The organism is Kitasatospora sp. NPDC052868 (assembly GCF_044547105.1).
Classification (GTDB): domain Bacteria; phylum Actinomycetota; class Actinomycetes; order Streptomycetales; family Streptomycetaceae; genus Kitasatospora.
The window spans coordinates 281,635-297,871 of the sequence record NZ_JBITZW010000008.1 but is presented as its reverse complement, the minus strand read 5'-3'; the positions used below and the strand labels follow the sequence as shown (position 1 = coordinate 297,871).

At 73.4% G+C, this 16,237-nt stretch carries 14 protein-coding genes; 6 read left to right on the top strand and 8 right to left on the bottom strand.

All coding sequences use genetic code 11. The annotated features are described in order from the left end of the window. Positions 1 to 201 precede the first annotated feature (201 nt). Complete coding sequence (locus tag ACIGZJ_RS16615; protein WP_396457866.1) at positions 202 to 579, bottom strand: DUF2568 domain-containing protein; 378 nt, start codon at positions 577 to 579, stop codon at positions 202 to 204. Between the two features lie 84 nt (positions 580 to 663). Continuing rightward, positions 664 to 2,730 (bottom strand): prolyl oligopeptidase family serine peptidase, encoded by a 2,067-nt coding sequence (locus tag ACIGZJ_RS16610; RefSeq protein ID WP_396457865.1) that lies wholly within the window; start codon positions 2,728 to 2,730, stop codon positions 664 to 666. Between the two features lie 78 nt (positions 2,731 to 2,808). Between ACIGZJ_RS16610 and ACIGZJ_RS16605 the strand changes: the two genes are divergently transcribed. After that, entirely contained in the window at positions 2,809 to 3,981 is a 1,173-nt protein-coding gene (locus ACIGZJ_RS16605; protein ID WP_396457864.1) for an aminotransferase class V-fold PLP-dependent enzyme, read from the top strand. Positions 3,982 to 4,003: 22 nt separating this feature from the next. Here the strand turns inward: ACIGZJ_RS16605 and ACIGZJ_RS16600 are convergent, their stop codons facing one another. Together ACIGZJ_RS16600 and ACIGZJ_RS16595 are read right to left on the bottom strand one after the other, a co-directional pair. Continuing rightward, positions 4,004 to 4,336 carry an ArsR/SmtB family transcription factor gene (locus ACIGZJ_RS16600; RefSeq protein ID WP_396457863.1) on the bottom strand — a complete coding sequence of 111 codons (333 nt, stop codon included), beginning with the start codon at positions 4,334 to 4,336 and terminating at the stop codon, positions 4,004 to 4,006. Between the two features lie 28 nt (positions 4,337 to 4,364). Then, the gene (locus ACIGZJ_RS16595) at positions 4,365 to 4,742 is read right to left on the bottom strand and encodes a hypothetical protein (protein ID WP_392933711.1); all 378 of its coding nucleotides are present in this window, start codon (positions 4,740 to 4,742) and stop codon (positions 4,365 to 4,367) included. A 253-nt stretch (positions 4,743 to 4,995) separates the two neighbouring features. On the opposite strand from ACIGZJ_RS16595, the gene ACIGZJ_RS16590 reads away from it, so the two are divergent. Continuing rightward, positions 4,996 to 7,851, top strand: coding sequence for a DEAD/DEAH box helicase (locus tag ACIGZJ_RS16590; RefSeq protein ID WP_396457925.1), 2,856 nt, complete (start codon positions 4,996 to 4,998; stop codon positions 7,849 to 7,851). Positions 7,852 to 7,911: 60 nt separating this feature from the next. Here the strand turns inward: ACIGZJ_RS16590 and ACIGZJ_RS16585 are convergent, their stop codons facing one another. The 3 genes from ACIGZJ_RS16585 to ACIGZJ_RS16575 all read right to left on the bottom strand — a co-directional run bounded on the left by ACIGZJ_RS16585 (position 7,912) and on the right by ACIGZJ_RS16575 (position 11,090). Beyond that, positions 7,912 to 8,853 (bottom strand): 5'-3' exonuclease H3TH domain-containing protein, encoded by a 942-nt coding sequence (locus tag ACIGZJ_RS16585; protein ID WP_392933713.1) that lies wholly within the window; start codon positions 8,851 to 8,853, stop codon positions 7,912 to 7,914. Between the two features lie 104 nt (positions 8,854 to 8,957). Continuing rightward, positions 8,958 to 10,016, bottom strand: coding sequence for a cation diffusion facilitator family transporter (locus ACIGZJ_RS16580; RefSeq protein WP_396457862.1), 1,059 nt, complete (start codon positions 10,014 to 10,016; stop codon positions 8,958 to 8,960). Between the two features lie 339 nt (positions 10,017 to 10,355). Next, on the bottom strand, positions 10,356 to 11,090 hold the full coding sequence (locus tag ACIGZJ_RS16575; protein ID WP_396457861.1) for a gamma-glutamyl-gamma-aminobutyrate hydrolase family protein: 735 nt from the start codon (positions 11,088 to 11,090) through the stop codon (positions 10,356 to 10,358). Positions 11,091 to 11,245: 155 nt separating this feature from the next. On the opposite strand from ACIGZJ_RS16575, the gene ACIGZJ_RS16570 reads away from it, so the two are divergent. The 4 genes from ACIGZJ_RS16570 to ACIGZJ_RS16555 all read left to right on the top strand — a co-directional run bounded on the left by ACIGZJ_RS16570 (position 11,246) and on the right by ACIGZJ_RS16555 (position 14,947). Beyond that, positions 11,246 to 12,634 carry a glutamine synthetase family protein gene (locus ACIGZJ_RS16570; RefSeq protein WP_396457860.1) on the top strand — a complete coding sequence of 463 codons (1,389 nt, stop codon included), beginning with the start codon at positions 11,246 to 11,248 and terminating at the stop codon, positions 12,632 to 12,634. Next, positions 12,631 to 12,873: a hypothetical protein gene (locus tag ACIGZJ_RS16565; protein WP_396457859.1), complete on the top strand. Its 243-nt coding sequence runs from the start codon at positions 12,631 to 12,633 to the stop codon at positions 12,871 to 12,873. The genes ACIGZJ_RS16570 and ACIGZJ_RS16565 overlap by 4 nt, the downstream gene beginning before the upstream one ends. Before the next feature lie 8 nt (positions 12,874 to 12,881). Next, on the top strand, positions 12,882 to 13,688 hold the full coding sequence (locus ACIGZJ_RS16560) for a 3-oxoacyl-ACP reductase (protein WP_396457858.1): 807 nt from the start codon (positions 12,882 to 12,884) through the stop codon (positions 13,686 to 13,688). A 98-nt stretch (positions 13,689 to 13,786) separates the two neighbouring features. Continuing rightward, a complete protein-coding gene (locus ACIGZJ_RS16555) occupies positions 13,787 to 14,947 on the top strand; it encodes a DUF2510 domain-containing protein (RefSeq protein ID WP_396457857.1) in 1,161 nt (386 codons plus the stop codon). A gap of 139 nt (positions 14,948 to 15,086) precedes the next feature. On the opposite strand, the gene ACIGZJ_RS16550 is transcribed toward ACIGZJ_RS16555, so the two are convergent. Then, a complete protein-coding gene (locus ACIGZJ_RS16550; RefSeq protein ID WP_396457856.1) occupies positions 15,087 to 16,007 on the bottom strand; it encodes a lytic polysaccharide monooxygenase in 921 nt (306 codons plus the stop codon). Positions 16,008 to 16,237 lie beyond the last annotated feature (230 nt).

Here is a 16,237-nt window from a genome sequence, read left to right as displayed (position 1 = left end):
CGGTCCTTTCGGGGAGATGGGGGTGACCGGATGGGCGCAGGTAATATTTCACATGTCATGGGTCACACGGAAGAGTGTTGGCGCATCAGTGGGCACAGAAGTGGGTACACCGGTGGGCAAACCGATGGCCGCCCGGTGGGCGCATGCGGAAGGGGCGTCGTGCGGTGGGTCCGCACGACGCCCCTTCCGGAGGCCGGTCCGTCACCTCGCGGTGTACTCCACGGCGACGCTGAGCAGCGCGAGGCCGCCGAACACCAGGCCGGCCGCCGGGTGCCCGGCGGCGTCCAGGGCCAGCGCGCCGAGGGCCAGCACCAGCAGCTTGAGCGCGATCTCGGCGGCCACCGGCAGCCGCACCCTCGGTCCGCCCGCCGCCAGGAACAGCCCCCAGACCAGGATCGCCAGCGCCGGTGCGCCGACGCCCAGCAGCGTCCTGGCCACCGGCCCCGAGCCCGTCCCGAAGCCCCAGAGGGCGAGCGCCGCGAGCAGCCCCAGCTCCAGGGCGAAGGCCAGCGCGCCGTTGGCGACGGTCAGCGGGGTCCACTTCCGTGCGGAGACCGGTCCCGGTCTGGCGATCCTCATCCGTCCTGCCTCCCCCGTCGGGTGCGGCGCCCGTGCGGGCACCGCACCCGGAGTGTGGCAGGCGGTACCGGTGAACTCAACGGATCACCCGACGGTCTCGCGCAGGAAGGCGAGTTCGGCGGCCGTGAGCTGTTCGTTCACCCCGTTCGGGGTCATGTGGGTGATGCCCGGCAGCGGCAGCACGCGGTGCGCCCGGCCGGCCCGGGTGAGCGCCTGGGAGAGCAGCAGGGTGTGCGAGGGGTGGACGTTGTCGTCGGCCAGGCCGTGGATCAGCAGCAGCGGCCGGGAGAGGCCGGGCGCGTCGTCGACCAGGCAGTCGGCCGCGTAGCCCTCGGGGTTGTCCTGCGGCAGGCCGAGGTAGCGCTCGGTGTACGCGGTGTCGTACTGGCGGAAGTCGGTCGGTGCCGCGCCCGCGCAGGCGGCGTGGAAGACGTCCGGGCGGCGCAGGACGGCGAGCGCCGCGAAGTAGCCGCCGTAGGACCAGCCGCGCACGGCGACCCGGGTGAGGTCGAGGTCGGGGTGGGTGGCGGCGAGCGCGTGCAGGGCGGCCACCTGGTCGTCCAGCGCCACCTGGGAGAACCGGCGGAAGATCGCCCGGGTGAAGTCGGGGGAGACGAAGGGGGTGCCCCGGTTGTCGGTGGTGACCACGGCGAAGCCCTGGTCGGCCCACCACTGGCGGAGCTGCCAGCGGCGCGGCTCGTTGGCCACGGCCTGGAAGCCGGGCCCGCCGTAGACGTCCAGCAGGACGGGCAGCCGCTCGCCGGCCCGGTGCTCGCGCGGGTACACGACGGCGGTGGGCAGGGCGAGTTCGGTGACCCGGGCGAGCTGCGGGGTGACCCGGTAGGGCAGCGCGGCGGCGTGGTCGGCGAGCTCGATCTCCTCGCCCCGGAACAGCACCCGGCGGCGGACCCCGTCCGGACCGGCGGAGGTGAGCAGCAGGGTCTCGCCGGCGGCGAGGGCCGAGTGGACGCCGGGGCCGGTGCTGAGCCGCTCGGGCGCGCCGCCGTCCGGGTCGATCAGGTGGACGTGCTGGTCGGCCGGGTCGCCCTCGCCGGTCTCGCAGAGCAGCCGCCCGCGCAGCCGGCCGACCACCCGGCGGATCTGCAGTCCGGTGGTGTTGAGCGGCTTGCCGTCCACCGCCAGGCCGCGGGCCTCGGGGGTGTCGAGTACGGTCAGCAGTCGGCCGCCGTCCAGCCGGGCCGGGGTGCCGGGCAGGTCGTCCACCCAGAACTCGTCGGTGGTGCGGGAGAGTTCGGTGCACACGCCGGTGGCCGGGTCGGCGCCGAGCAGCAGCACGTTCTGCTGCAGGCGGTCGGCGACGGTGAGCAGGATCTCCTCGTCGGAGGCCCATTCGGCGGCGCAGAGGTAGGGGAACGCCTCGGTGTCCCAGTGCAGTTGGACCCGGGTGCCGTCGAGGCCGAGGATCCAGAGCCGCACCTCGGCGTTGGGCCCGCCGGCCTGCGGGTAGGCGAAGTCCTCGGACGGCTCGGCCGGCCGGGCCGGGTCGGCGAAGTAGCGCCGGGGCAGGTCGGACTCGTCCACCCGGGCGGCCAGCAGCGCGCCGCCGTCCGGGCGCCACCAGTGGCCCCGGGAGCGGCCCAGCTCCTCGGCGGCGGCGAACTCGGCGACGCCCCAGCGGGCGCCGTCGGCCGGGCTGAGCGGGCGGGGGTCGGGGTGGACGTACAGCGCGTCCCCGGCGACGTAGGCGATCCGTCGGCCGTCCGGGGCCGGGCGCGGGTCGAAGGCCGGTCCGGCGGTGGGGAGTTCGGTGGTGGCGCCGGTGGCGGTGTCGGTGCGGAACAGCCGGCCGTCCAGGGCGAAGACGGCGGTCGCGCAGTCGGCGGTGGCGGCGAACGAGCCTATGCCGGCCGCGGTGAGCCGGATACGCTCGCGCAGGCGGCGCTCGACGGCCGGCAGGTCGTCCCGGTCGCCGGTGCGCTCCGGGGCGAGCCCGGCGGGGTCGGCGACCAGGCGCTCCTGACCGGTGGCCAGGTCGAGCAGCCGGAGCCGGTCGACCGGGTCCTCGGAGCCGGTCGAGCGCAGCAGGAGCAGCCGGCTGCCGTCCCCGGCGAGGACGAACGCGCGCGGGGCGCCGTAGGTGAAGCGGCCGGTGCGGGCGCTGAGGGAGAGAAAGGGGTCGGTGATGGTCACCGCCCGATGGTCTCCGCGAGGCGGTCGGCTCACCAGTATTATGTCATGTGAAATGTCACACATCATGACGGAGGAATCGTGATCGAGGCCCCGCGGACCGTCGAGCCCCCGGCCCCCCTGCCGGACACGGACGGTCTGTTCACGCTGGACCGGGAGACGGCGCACCTCAACCACGGCTCCTACGGCGCCGTCCCCGTTCCGGTCCAGCGGGTCCAGGAGCGGCTGCGCAGGGAGATGGAACGCGACCCGGACGGCTTCTTCGCCGACCTGCCGGCCCGGGTGGCCGCGGCCCGGGTCGGGCTCGCCGCCGAGCTCGGCGCGGACCCGGACCGGTCGGTGCTGGTCGGCAACGTCACCGAGGGCATCGCCATCGCGCTGGACTCCGTCCCGCTGGCGGCCGGGGACCGGATCCTGCTCACCGACCACGGGTACGGCGCGGTCGAGCTGGCGGTGCGCCGGCGCGCGGCGGAGACGGGCGCCGAGGTGCACGTCGTCCCGCTGCCGCTGGACGCCCCGGACGAGGACACCGTCCGCGAGGCCGTCCTGGCCGGGGTGGACGACCGCACGGTGCTGGCCGTCCTGGACCAGATCACCTCGGTCGGCGCCCGCCGGATCGCCTCCCCCGAGCTGCTCGCCGACCTGCGCGGGCGCGGGGTGACCACCGTGGTGGACGGCGCCCACGCCCCCGGCACCTTCACCGACCCGATCGACGAGGCCGCCGACTTCTGGGTCGGCAACCTGCACAAGTGGGCCTTCGCCCCGCGGGCCACCGGCCTGCTCGCGGTCCGCCCCGAGTGGGCCGGCAGGGTCCGCCCGCTCGCCGTGTCCTGGGAGCACGCCGGGGGCTTCCCGGCCGCCGTCGAGTGGCGCGGCACCGTCGACTACACGCCGTGGCTGGCCGCCCCGGCCGGCTTCGAGGTGCTGCACGGGCTCGGCGCCGAGCGGGTGCGCGCACACAACGACCGGCTCGCCGAACACGGGCAGCGGGTGCTGGCCGAACGCGCCGGGCTGCGGCCGCTGCCGGGCCAGGCGGGCGTGCCGATGCGCGCACTGCGGCTGCCGCCGGGGCGGGGCGAGGTCGAGGCGGACGCCCGCGCGGTGATGGCCTGGCTGTGGGATCGGGCGGCGGTGCGGATCGCGGTGCGTCCCTGGGCGGGCGGCGGCGTGCTGCGGGTCAGCGCGCAGCTGTACAACCGGCCGGAGGAGTACGAGCGGCTGGCGGCGGCCCTGGGGGAGATGCTGCGCGGCTGACGGGCGGGCCCGGCGGGGCCGGTCAGTCGGCGGCCGCCCGCAGCTCGGCGAGCAGCCGGTGCTGGTCGGCGAGGAGCACCGTCAGGATCCGCCGGGCCGCCCGCAGCAGGTCGGCGACGTCCCCGCCGGCCAGGGCGTACACCACCGTGCCGCCCTCGCGGGTGGCGGTGACGATGCCGGACCGGCGCAGCACCGCGAGCTGCTGGGAGAGGCTGGACGGTTCGACCTCCAGCTCCCCCAGCAGGTCGCGCACGGGCGTCGGCCCGGCCTGCAGCAGCTCGAGGACCCGGATCCGGACGGGGTGGCCGAGCATCCGGAAGAACTCGGCCTTCGCCTGGTACAGCGCTACCGCCACGACTCTCCCCTCCCTGGTGGCAGGCCGGTCAGATCTCCAGTGCGAGTTCGATCCGCTTGAGCTGGTGGCGGGCCATGGCGAGGTTGGAGCGGCCGCGGTTGAGCGCCAGGAAGAGGAACAGGCCGCGGCCGTTCTGCGTGGTGAGCGGGCGGACCAGGTGGTACTGGCTGGTCAGGCTGACCAGGATGTCCTCGATCTCGTTGTCGTGGAGGCTGAGCATCTCCATGGTCCGCATCTTGGCCCGGACCAGGTCGGTGTTGCCGGCGGCGGCGACGTTGAGGTCCAGCTCGCCGGTGTCCCCGCCGAGGGTGCCGAGCGCCATGCCGCTGCCGTAGTCGACCAGGGCGACGCCGATCGCGCCGTCGATGCCCATGGCCTCCTTGAGGGACGTCTCCAGGTTCGCCATCGTCTTGCTCCTCCCGTGCGTGGTGGCTGTTGGGCTCCGAATGTAGGGAGGGTTGCGGGCCGTCCACCGAGGATGACCGGAGAAGTTCGAAGCCGGTGCCATCGTGATCACTTGAAGATGTTTGCAACTATGGATCTGAGAGAGAACTGATCTCGTCGCATCTCTTCGCACGAAAAACGGTGCTATCGATGTCGGTCCTCCCGGGTAACCTCTCGCTGAGATGCGAGATCACACCAACCACACCCGGACGGCGATGAACACCCCTCAGCCCGAGCAGTCCGAAGACCAGGAGCTGAGCCCCGCCGAGGCGTACGCGGCCTTCCGCCGCAGGGCCAAGGAGCAGGCCACCGCCCTGTACGGCTTCCAGCAGCTGTACGACTTCCCGCTGGACGAATTCCAGCTGGAGGCCTGCCAGGCCCTGGAAGGCGGCTCGGGCGTCCTGGTCGCCGCCCCCACCGGCTCCGGCAAGACCATCGTGGGCGAGTTCGCGGTCCACCTCGCCCTCCAGGGCGGGCGCAAGTGCTTCTACACGACGCCGATCAAGGCCCTCTCCAACCAGAAGTACGGAGACCTGGTCAAGCGCTACGGCGCCGACAAGGTCGGCCTGCTCACCGGTGACAACAGCGTCAACGGCGACGCCCCCGTGGTGGTGATGACCACCGAGGTGCTGCGCAACATGCTCTACGCGGGCTCCAGCACCCTCAACGGCCTCGGCTACGTGGTCATGGACGAGGTGCACTACCTCGCCGACCGCTTCCGCGGCGCCGTCTGGGAGGAGGTCATCATCCACCTCCCCGAGTCCGTCACGCTGGTCTCGCTCTCCGCCACCGTCTCCAACGCCGAGGAGTTCGGCGACTGGCTGGACACCGTGCGCGGCGGCACCAAGGTGATCGTCTCCGAGGTCCGCCCGGTGCCGCTGTGGCAGCACGTGATGGCCGGCAACCGGATGTACGACCTGTTCGCCAATCCGGACCGCGACGGCCGGCCCAAGGACGCCCCGCGCAACCCGGCAAAGGCGGTCAACCCCGAGCTGGTCCGCCTCGCCCGCTCCGAGCTCGACCGCAACCCCCGCGACAGGTTCGGCCGCGGCCGCGGGCGGAGCATGCCCAACGGGCGGCCCGGCAAGGTCTGGACCCCGGGCCGGGTCGACGTCATCGACCGTCTGGACGCCGAGGGCCTGCTGCCCGCCATCACCTTCATCTTCAGCCGGGCCGGCTGCGAGGCCGCCGTGCAGCAGTGCCTCAGCTCGGGCCTGCGGCTCAACAAGGACGGCGACCGGGGCCGGGTCCGCGCCATCGTCGAGGAGCGCTGCGCCGACATCCCCGACGAGGACCTGCACGTCCTCGGCTACTTCGAGTGGCTGGACGGGCTGGAGCGCGGCATCGCCGCCCACCACGCCGGCATGCTGCCGCGGTTCAAGGAGGTGGTCGAGGAGCTCTTCGTGAAGGGCCTGGTCAAGGCCGTCTTCGCGACCGAGACCCTGGCGCTCGGCATCAACATGCCCGCCCGCTCGGTGGTCATGGAGAAGCTGGTCAAGTGGAACGGCGAGACCCACGCCGACATCACCCCCGGCGAGTACACCCAGCTCACCGGCCGGGCCGGGCGGCGCGGCATCGACATCGAGGGCCACGCCGTCGTGCTGTGGCAGCGCGGCCTCGACCCGGAGGCCCTGGCCGGCCTGGCCGGCACCCGCACCTACCCGCTGAAGTCCTCGTTCCGGCCGTCCTACAACATGGCCGTCAACCTGGTCTCCCAGTTCGGTCGGCACCGCTCCCGCGAGCTCCTGGAGACGTCCTTCGCGCAGTTCCAGGCGGACCGCTCGGTGGTCGGGATCGCCCGCCAGGTCCAGCGCAACGAGGAGGGGCTCGACGGCTACCGCGAGTCCATGACCTGCCACCTCGGGGACTTCGACGCGTACATGGACCTGCGCCGGCGGCTCAAGGACCGGGAGAACGACCTCGCCCGCGAGGGCACCAGCCAGCGCCGGGCCGAGGCCGTCGAGTCCATCGAGCAGCTCAAGCCGGGCGACGTCATCCACGTCCCCACCGGCAAGTTCGCCGGCCTCGCCCTCGTCCTCGACCCGGGCCTGCCGCCGGTCAGCCGCTCCCCGCGCGGCAACCCGCGCCACCCGGACTTCGCCGACGGCCCGCGCCCGGTGGTGCTCACCTCCGAGCGGCAGGTGAAGCGGCTCGCCATGATCGACTTCCCGCATCCGGTCACCGCCGTCGAGCGGGTGCGCATCCCCAAGTCCTTCAACCCGCGCAGCCCGCAGTCCCGGCGCGACCTCGCCTCCGCGCTGCGGACCAAGGCCGGCCACCTGGAGCCCGAGCGGTTCCGCAAGGGCCGCGCGGCCGCCGCCGACGACCCGGAGATCAGCCGGCTGCGGGCCGAGCTGCGCCAGCACCCGTGCCACGGCTGCGACGAGCGCGAGGACCACGCCCGCTGGGCCGAGCGCTACCACCGGCTGCACCGCGACACCGAGCAGCTGGAGCGCCGGATGCGCTCCCGCACGCACACCATCGCCCGCACCTTCGACCGGGTCTGCGGGCTGCTCACCGACCTCGGCTACCTCCGGGGCGACACCGTCACCGACGACGGCAAGCGGCTCGGCCGGCTCTACGGCGAGCTGGACCTGCTCGCCTCCGAGTGCATCCGCGAGGGCGTCTGGAGCGGGCTGGGCGCAGCCGAGCTGGCCGCCTGCGCCTCGGCGCTGGTCTACGAGGCCCGGCAGTCCGACGACGCCGCCGCCCCCCGCGTCCCGGAGGGCGGTGCCAAGGAGGCGCTCGGCAAGATGGTCCGGATCTGGGGCCACCTGGACGCCCTGGAGGAGCAGCACCGGATCAACACCGCCGAGGGCGTCGGCCAGCGCGAGCCGGACCTCGGCTTCGCCTGGCCGGCCTACCGCTGGGCGCTGGGCCACAGCCTGGACCAGGTGCTGCGCGACGCCGACATGCCGGCCGGCGACTTCGTCCGCTGGACGAAGCAGCTGATCGACGTCCTCGGCCAGATCCAGGATGCCGCCGGCGAGGACGCCGAGCTGCGCCGGACCGCCCGCAAGGCGGTCGACGGCCTGCGCCGCGGCATCATCGCCTACTCCTCGGTGGGCTGACGCAGGCGCGCAACAGGAAGGGGCCCGTCAACTCGACGGGCCCCTTTCGCGCGCCGCGGCTCAGCGGGCCAGGACGGCCAGGACCCGCTCCAGGGAGGTGCCGAGGCCCCAGCGGGCGGAGAGCTCCTCCAGCGACATCGGGTCCAGCGGCTCGTGCGGCAGCGCCGGGTCGAAGTCCGGCAGCGGCGCGTCCTCGGCGACCCGCACCACCGTCGGCGCGACGTCCAGGTAGGCGCCGCCCTCGACGATGTTGCGGCGCCGGGCCGGGGTCAGCTTCGAGCCGATGTCCAGGGCGGCGGCCCGGATCGCGGCCAGGTCGCCGTACTCGTTGATCAGCTGGGCGGCCGTCTTCTCGCCGATGCCCTTGACGCCCGGCAGGCCGTCGCTCGGGTCCCCGCGCAGCGCCGCCATGTCGGCGTACCGGGAGCCGGGCACGCCGTACTTCTCCAGCAGCACGGCGTCATCGGTGACCTGGAGGTTCCCCATCCCCTTGACCGGGTAGAGGACGGTGATCCCGCGGGCGTCGTCCACCAGTTGGAACAGGTCGCGGTCGCCGGTGACGATCTGCACCGGCCCGGTGGCGCGGGCGGTCAGGGTGCCGATCACGTCGTCGGCCTCGTAGCCGGGGGAGCCGACCCGGGCGATGCCGAGCGCGTCCAGCACCTGCTCGATCACGGGGACCTGCGGGGCGAGGGTGTCCGGCACCTCCTCCTCGCCGTCCTCGGCCGCCTCGGCGACCCGGTGCGTCTTGTAGGAGGGCACCAGGTCGACCCGCCACTGCGGGCGCCAGTCGGCGTCCATACAGGCGACCAGCTGGTCCGGGCGGTGGTCCTGGACCAGCCGGGTGATGAAGTCCAGCAGGCCCCGGACGGCGTTGACCGGCTCACCCTGCGGCGAGCGCAGGGTGTCCGGCACACCGTAGTAGGCCCGGAAGTAGAGGCTGGCGGAGTCGAGCAGCATCAGTCGCGGTGCGGTCACGGGTGCGGTCACGCCTCCGATCATGCCGTACCGGACCGACGCCGCGCCCCTCCCCGCCCGTGCCGGTCCCGGGCCCGCTCCGTGTCCGCGGCCGGTCAGCGCCTGTACCGGTCCAGGGCCGCGGCGGGTCAGTGCTTGTGCGGGCCGGCGCGGTGGACCGGGCCGTGCGAGTCGGCGCAGTGCTCGGGGCCGGTGTCCGTCGGCGCGGTGATCTGCAGCAGCCCGCCCGCCTCGTCCTCGCCGACGTGGTCCACCTGGAGGGTGCTGTGGGTGATCCCGTACTCGTCGGCCAGCCGGCGCTGGAGCCCGCGACGCACCGCGTGGCAGTCGCCGCCCGGGGTGACCAGGATGTGTGCGGACAGGGCGGGCTGGTTGGAGGTGATCTCCCAGATGTGCAGGTCGTGGATCTCCTCCACCAGCGGCTGGGCGACCATCCGGTCCGCCACCGCGTCCGGGTCGATCCCGGCCGGCGCGGCCTCCAGGAAGATCCGCCCGGAGTCCCGGACCAGGCCGATGCCGGCCTTCAGCATCAGCGCGACCACGATCAGCGAGGCGATCGCGTCGGCCCGGGAGAAGCCGGTGATCAGCATCACCGCACCCGCGACGGCGGTGGCGATGAACGCGTACAGGTCGGTCAGCACGTGCTGGAAGGCGCCCTCGACGTTCAGCGAGCTGCGGTTCGCCTTGGACATGCACCAGGCGGCGGCCAGGTTGACCACGATCCCGACCAGCGCGGTGACCAGGACCAGCGAGCCGGCCACGTCCGGCGGGTCGATCAGCCGGGCGACCGCCTCGTAGCCGAGCCAGGCGGAGAGCACCAGCAGCGTCACCCCGTTGGCCTGGGCGGAGAGGATCTCGGCCCGCTTGAGCCCGTAGGTGTACCCGCCCCTCGCCGGCCGGGCGGCCAGCCGCATCGCGACCAGCGCCAGCACGATCGAGGCGGCGTCGGTGAGCATGTGCGCGGCGTCCGAGATCAGCGCCAGCGACTCGGCGGCGAAGCCCACCACGACCTCGCCGGCCATGAACACCACGATCAGTGCGAGCGCGCTCAGCAGCCAGCGGCGGTCGGCGTCGGCGGCCACCCCGTGCGAGTGCCCGCCGTGACCGTGCCCGCCGTGACCGCGGCCGCCGTGGGCGTGCCCGTGGTCATGCGCATGATCATCGTGGGAGTGCTCGTGCCCGGCCATCGAAGTCCTCTCCTGGACGCACGGGGTGGGGTAAGGGGCGCAACCGCCCTGCACCCGAAGTGAACCGCAGATCGGACAAAGATCCAAAGGCTGTACTGGTGACCGTTGTCGTTGCCGCCTGGCACCCCTCGCCCGATCGGAGCACGCCCGTGGTGAGCAGGCGGGACGCCCCCCGTCGGGCGCCACCTCCTCAACGCCGCCGCCCCCCGTCAGGTCACCCCGAGCCCCCCGGCCCGACCCGTCCGCCTCCGGACCTCCGCCCCTCCACTCCGGGCCCGGCCGCTGCCCGACCAGGCAACTCCCGCCAACGCGACGGGAGTTGCCCGGCGCGTCCAGGGCCTAGCCGGCCACCGCCTCCAGCGGCACCGACCGGGCCGCCGTCGCCGCCCGCACCAGCGCCTGCATCACCCGCAGGTCCTCGCCCTGCTCCGGGTGCCACTGCACGCCCAGCGTGAAGCCCGGCCCCTCCACCGACTCGACGGTGCCGTCCGGCGCGTACGCGCCCACCCGCAGCCCGGCGCCCAACCGGTCCACCGCCTGGTGGTGGAAGGTCGGCACGGCCAGCTCGGTCTCCGGCAGAAGCCCGCCGAGCAGCGTCCCGGGCACCGGCCGCACGGTGTGCTCCCCGTACCTGCCGGGCGAGCCGCCGTGCACGTCCGGGCTCACCACGTCCGGCAGGTGCTGCACCAGCGAGCCGCCGCAGACCACGTTCAGCACCTGCATGCCCCGGCAGATGCCCAGCAGCGGGATCCCCGCCGCCAGCGCCGCCCGGATCAGCGCCGACTCCCACTGGTCCCGCTCCGGTGAGTCCACCTCGGTGCGGGGGTGCGGCGGCTGCCCGTAGTACGCCGGGTCGATGTCCGGCCCGCCCGCGATGACCAGGGCGTCCAACCGGGCGAGCACCTCCGGTGCGCGCTCCGCGGCGTCCGGCGGCAGCAGCACCGCGATCCCGCCCGCATCCCGCACGTATGCGGTGTACCGCTCGGGCACCAGCGCCACCCGGCGGTCCCGCCAGTCGCTCCAACTCGCGTCCACCACGTAGGTGCTGACGCCGATGAAAGGCCTGCGATCCATGGCGGGCATTCTCCTCCCGCACCGCCCGTTCCCTCGTCAACCACGCATATCGGCGCGCCACACCCGCCCGCCCTCTTCCGCGCCGTCCGGCCCAGGCCGTACGGTTCGCTGTGACCGGTTGATCTCGCTGAGTGATCGAGTAGGAGGGTTCCGCCATGCCCGACCACACCCCCGGTGCCACCGCGCCGCCGCGCCCGCCGCTCACCCTGGACCAGCTGCGCACCCTGGTCGACACCGGCGAGATCCACACCGTCGCCCTCGCCTTCACCGACATGCAGGGCCGCCTCCAGGGCAAGCGCTTCGCCGCCCGGTTCTTCCTCGACGAGGTCGCCGAGAACGGCGCCGAGGCCTGCGACTACCTGCTCGCCGTCGACATCGACCTCAACACCGTGGACGGCTACGCCCTCTCCTCCTGGGAGACCGGCTACGGCGACTTCGCCATGCGCCCCGACCTCGCCACCCTGCGGCTCACCCCCTGGCAGCCCGGCACCGCCCAGGTCACCGCCGACCTCGCCCGGCACGGCGGGCGCCCCGTCGCCGCCGCACCGCGGCAGCTGCTGCGCCGCCAGATCGAACGCCTCGCGGAGTACGGCCTCGCCGCCGACATCGGCACCGAGCTGGAGTTCCTGGTCTTCCGCGACACCTACGAACAGGCCTGGCTCGGCGGCTACCGCGGCCTCACCCCGGCGAACCAGTACAACGTCGACTACTCCCTGCTCGGCACCGCCCGGGTCGAGCCGCTGCTCGCCCGGATCCGCAACGAGATGGCCGGCGCCGGACTCGTCGTGGAGTCCGCCAAGGGCGAGTGCAACCTCGGCCAGCACGAGATCGCGTTCCGCTACGCCGACGCCCTCACCACCTGCGACCAGCACAGCGTCTACAAGACCGGCGCCAAGGAGATCGCCGCCCAACAGGGCTGCGCGCTCACCTTCATGGCCAAGTACGACGAGCGCGAGGGCAACAGCTGCCACATCCACCTGTCGCTGCGCGACGCCGTGGGCGCCCCCGCCTTCGCCGGACGCGACGGGCGGATGACCGACACCATGCGCCACTTCCTCGCCGGACAGCTCGTCGCGCTGCGCGAGTTCAGCCTGCTCTACGCGCCGAACATCAACTCCTACAAGCGCTACCGGCCCGGCTCCTTCGCCCCGACCGCCGTCGCCTGGGGCCGCGACAACCGCACCTGCGCCTACCGCGTGGTCGGCCACGGCCCCGGCCTGCGGATGGAGAACCGCGTCCCCGGCGGCGACGTCAACCCGTACCTCGCCGTCTCCGGCATGATCGCCGCCGGGCTGCACGGCCTCCAGCAGAAGCTCGACCTGCCGGCCCCCTGCCTCGGCAACGCCTACGCCGTCGACGAGTACGCCCGGGTGCCCGCCACCCTGCGCGAGGCCGCCGACCTCTGGGAGCGGAGCGACCTCGCCCGCGCCGCCTTCGGCGCCGACGTGGTCGAGCACTACCTCAACATGGCGCGGGTCGAACAGGCCGCCTACGACGGCGCCATCACCGACTGGGAGCGCTACCGGTCCTTCGAGCGGATGTGAGCACCCTGCCCGGGCCCACCGCCGGCACCGCCGACGCCTACAACCCCGCCGACGTCCTCGACCCCGCCGACGTCCTCGACCCCGCCGACCCGGGCGGGCCGGCCGCCACCGAGATGGTCCTCGGCCCGGTCGCCGCGGTGCCGCCCTTCGAGGACGGGGCGCACGCGCTGCGCCGCTTCACCGAGACCCGAGACCGAGAACGTCTTCATCCACACCGAGCCCCAGGGTCCGAGGAGTAGGAGCCCCCATGACCGAGAAGCCAGCCGGGACCGCGAAGGACGCCCCGGTCTGCCGGCGGCTGGTCGGCCGCACGGCCGTGATCACCGGCGCGGGCAGCGGCATCGGCCTGGCCGCCGCCCGCCGGCTCGCCTCCGAGGGGGCCCGGGTGGTCTGCGCCGACCTCGACGAGAAGACCGGCAAGGCGGCCGCCGCCGAGGTCGGCGGCCTCTTCGTGCACACCGACGTCACCGACCCGTACATGGTCGAGGCGCTGTTCGACGAGGCCTACGAGACCTTCGGCAGCGTGGACGTGGCGTTCAACAACGCCGGGATCTCGCCGCCGGAGGACGACTCCATCCTGACCACCGACCTGGCGGCCTGGCGCAGGGTCCAGGAGGTCAACCTGACCTCCGTCTACCTGTGCTGCAAGGCGGCGCTGCCGTACATGCGGCGGCACGGACGCGGGTCGGTCATCAACACCGCCAGCTTCGTGGCCAGGATGGGCGCGGCCACCTCGCAGATCTCGTACACCGCCTCCAAGGGCGGGGTGCTGGCGATGTCCCGGGAGCTGGGTGTGCAGTTCGCCCGGGAGGGCATCCGGGTCAACGCCCTGTCGCCCGGGCCGGTGGACACCCCGCTGCTGCGGGAGCTGTTCGCCAAGGACCCGGAGCGGGCGGCGCGCCGCCTGGTGCACATCCCGCTGGGCCGCTTCGCCCGGCCGGAGGAGATCGCGGCCGCCGTCGCCTTTCTGGCGAGCGACGACTCGTCCTTCATCACGGCGAGCGAGTTCCTGGTCGACGGCGGCATCGCGGGGGCCTACGTCACCCCGTTGTAGGCCGCATCCGGGGTTCTCACCGGAATCTCATGGAAAACACCGGGAATTCGGGCCCGCGCTGATATCGCGTTTATCCGGCGCCCTTTAGATTCTCTTTCGTGAGTGAGCAGATCCCCGCCGGGTGGTACCCGGACCCCAAGGACACCGGCGGCGACCCGAGGCCGCAGCGCTGGTGGGACGGCAAGGGCTGGACGGCCGACACCCGGCCCGCACCCTCGGACGCCCCGCCGGCCCAGGCGACGGCTCCGGGGCCGGAGACGGCCGCCGAGACGACGGTGCTGGAGGGGGAGGTGCTGGGCAGCGGGCCGTCGGTCCGCTACCCCGAGCCGCCCCCCTTCGGCGCCGCCTACGGCACGGCCGCGCCGCAGCCGCCCAAGCCCCGGCGCAAGCCCTCCGCGGCGGTCGTGGCGGCCGCCGTGGCGGCCGTGCTCGGGCTGGGCGTCGGCTCCGGCGTCACCTACCTGGCGATGGACCACGACTCGGACCGGGGCTCGCGCCGGGTCACGCCGCAGGCCGCCCCGCGCGGTGAGAACGGCCCCTGGGGCGGCCTGCCCGACTTCGGTGACGGCGGCAACGGAAACGGCAACGGGAACGGCAACGGGAACGGGAACGGGAACGGCAAGGGCGGCGGAAACGGGGGGAACGGCGGCAACGGGAACGGCAAGGGCGGCGGCAACGGCGGCTCCGGGGACGGCAAGCAGGCCGGCGGCGGCACCGCGGCCGACCTGGTCAACCGGATCACCCTGCCCGTCCCCGCCGGCTGGGAGGGCGGCACCACCAGCGACGGTTACGCCGCACTCAGCATCGGCTCGTACAAGTGCGAGGGCGCGACCGGGGACGCCAACCAGTGCTCGCTCGGCGGCGCCAACACCAACCGGATCGCCGGGGGCGGCAGCGACGTCCAGGCGGCGGCCAAGGCCGACATCGAGAAGGCCGCCAAGGAGTCCTACAACGAGATCAACTCCCATGAGGAGCTGAAGTCCGAGGCGGTCAAGGTCGACGGACGCGACGGCTACCTGGTCCGCTGGAAGGTCGACGCGGCGAAGGGCAACGACGGCTACGTCGAGACCGTGGTCTTCCCGTCCGCCGACGGCAAGAACCTGGTCGCCGTCCACCTCGGCTTCGACATCGCCGACAAGGCGCCCGACGTCGCCGTGATGGACACGATCGTCAAGGGCATCGCCGACTACACCGGCAAGCTCCCCGCCTTCCCCGGCGGTGGCGGCCCGGGCGGCGCCGACGGCGGCGCCAACACCTGACCGGCCCCGCGCTGCTCACGCACGGCGGCCCACCCGGATTCCGGGTGGGCCGCCGTCATGGTTTCACCCGATGCGGGGGCATCGGCCGGGTCCGGACCGCACGGGGGTCGGTGAACGGTCCGGCCCCGGCCTCCGGCGGTCAGGCGCCGCGTCGAACAGCCTCGATACGACGACGCCGGAGAACCATGCCGGCCCAGCCGACGCTGATCGCGGCGGCGCCGCTCAGCAGCAGCGGGCCGGTGGCCGAGGTGCCGACGGCGGCGTTGGCGGTCGGAACGACCGCGCCGGCCGGCTCGAGGGCGTTGCCGCCGTGCCCGTTGTGGGACACGGTGGACTTGGACTGGCCCGCGGCGATCTGCTGCTCGCTCGGCGCGACGGGAGCGTCGGCGGCGAGGGCCGAGACCGGCTGCCCGGCAGTGGCCGCGCCGCCGAAGTCGACGTCGGAGCAGCTGTAGAAGGCCTCGGGGCTGTCGGTGCGCTGCCACACCATGTAGAGCAGCTGGCGGCCGGTGCGCTGCGGCAGTGTGCCGGTGTAGCTGTAGTAGCCGTCCGCGGCGGTCCGGCTGGTCGGGATGACCGCGACCGGGGTGGCCTCCAGGTCGGACCACTTCAGCGGCTTGGTCGGGTCCCAGCTCTGCTTGGTGATGTAGACGGTCTGGTTGCCCTGGTGCGGCGCGGTGACGCGGAACTTGAAGTTGAACGAGCCCGAACTCACCGGGGTGGCGGGCCAGTCGGTACGCGGCAGGTCGAGGGCCTTGTACTTGTCCCGGTTCGCCGAGCAGAGCTTGCCGTCCGGGATCAGCGCCTGGTGGTGGCCGTCCGCGTTGGCGATGTTGACCTCGTTCCAGTCGTACAGCGGCTGGGTGCCGCTCATCGCCACGAGGTCCTTGCACACCTGGGACTTGGGGGTCTCCGGGCCCTCGGCGTAGCAGGCCGCGACCCGGCTCACCGGGTTGGTCATGGTGCCGTGGGCGCTGGCCGTACCGGCGGTGGAGGCCGCCACGGCGATGAAGGCGGCGCCAAGGACGCCGACGGAGAGGGCACTTCGCTTGAAGGACATGGGGTGGGGACTCCTTGACCGTCTTCCGGGCCGAGAGTGTGGGGGAGTGGACACGTCTGCCCGAGGGGCCGCCGGCCCGGCACTCTGACCCCCGGCTGAGCGTATGATTGGACTAGACCAACTGGCAATAGCCCGTGGTGGCGTACTTTTTGACGGACTGTAGCCGTACGCGCAGCACAAAGGCCCGATGGGACACCGGAGTTAGGTGTCCCATCGGGCCCTTTTAAGGT

Bases quoted from the DNA above. Each gene is read 5' to 3' on its own strand.
- ACIGZJ_RS16615 (WP_396457866.1), bottom strand. From the start codon at position 579: ATGAGGATCGCCAGACCGGGACCGGTCTCCGCACGGAAGTGGACCCCG.
- ACIGZJ_RS16595 (WP_392933711.1), bottom strand. From the start codon at position 4,742: ATGGCGAACCTGGAGACGTCCCTCAAGGAGGCCATGGGCATCGACGGC.
- ACIGZJ_RS16590 (WP_396457925.1), top strand. From the start codon at position 4,996: ATGAACACCCCTCAGCCCGAGCAGTCCGAAGACCAGGAGCTGAGCCCC.
- ACIGZJ_RS16585 (WP_392933713.1), bottom strand. From the start codon at position 8,853: ATGATCGGAGGCGTGACCGCACCCGTGACCGCACCGCGACTGATGCTG.
- ACIGZJ_RS16580 (WP_396457862.1), bottom strand. From the start codon at position 10,016: ATGGCCGGGCACGAGCACTCCCACGATGATCATGCGCATGACCACGGG.
- ACIGZJ_RS16575 (WP_396457861.1), bottom strand. From the start codon at position 11,090: ATGGATCGCAGGCCTTTCATCGGCGTCAGCACCTACGTGGTGGACGCG.
- ACIGZJ_RS16570 (WP_396457860.1), top strand. From the start codon at position 11,246: ATGCCCGACCACACCCCCGGTGCCACCGCGCCGCCGCGCCCGCCGCTC.
- ACIGZJ_RS16560 (WP_396457858.1), top strand. From the start codon at position 12,882: ATGACCGAGAAGCCAGCCGGGACCGCGAAGGACGCCCCGGTCTGCCGG.
- ACIGZJ_RS16550 (WP_396457856.1), bottom strand. From the start codon at position 16,007: ATGTCCTTCAAGCGAAGTGCCCTCTCCGTCGGCGTCCTTGGCGCCGCC.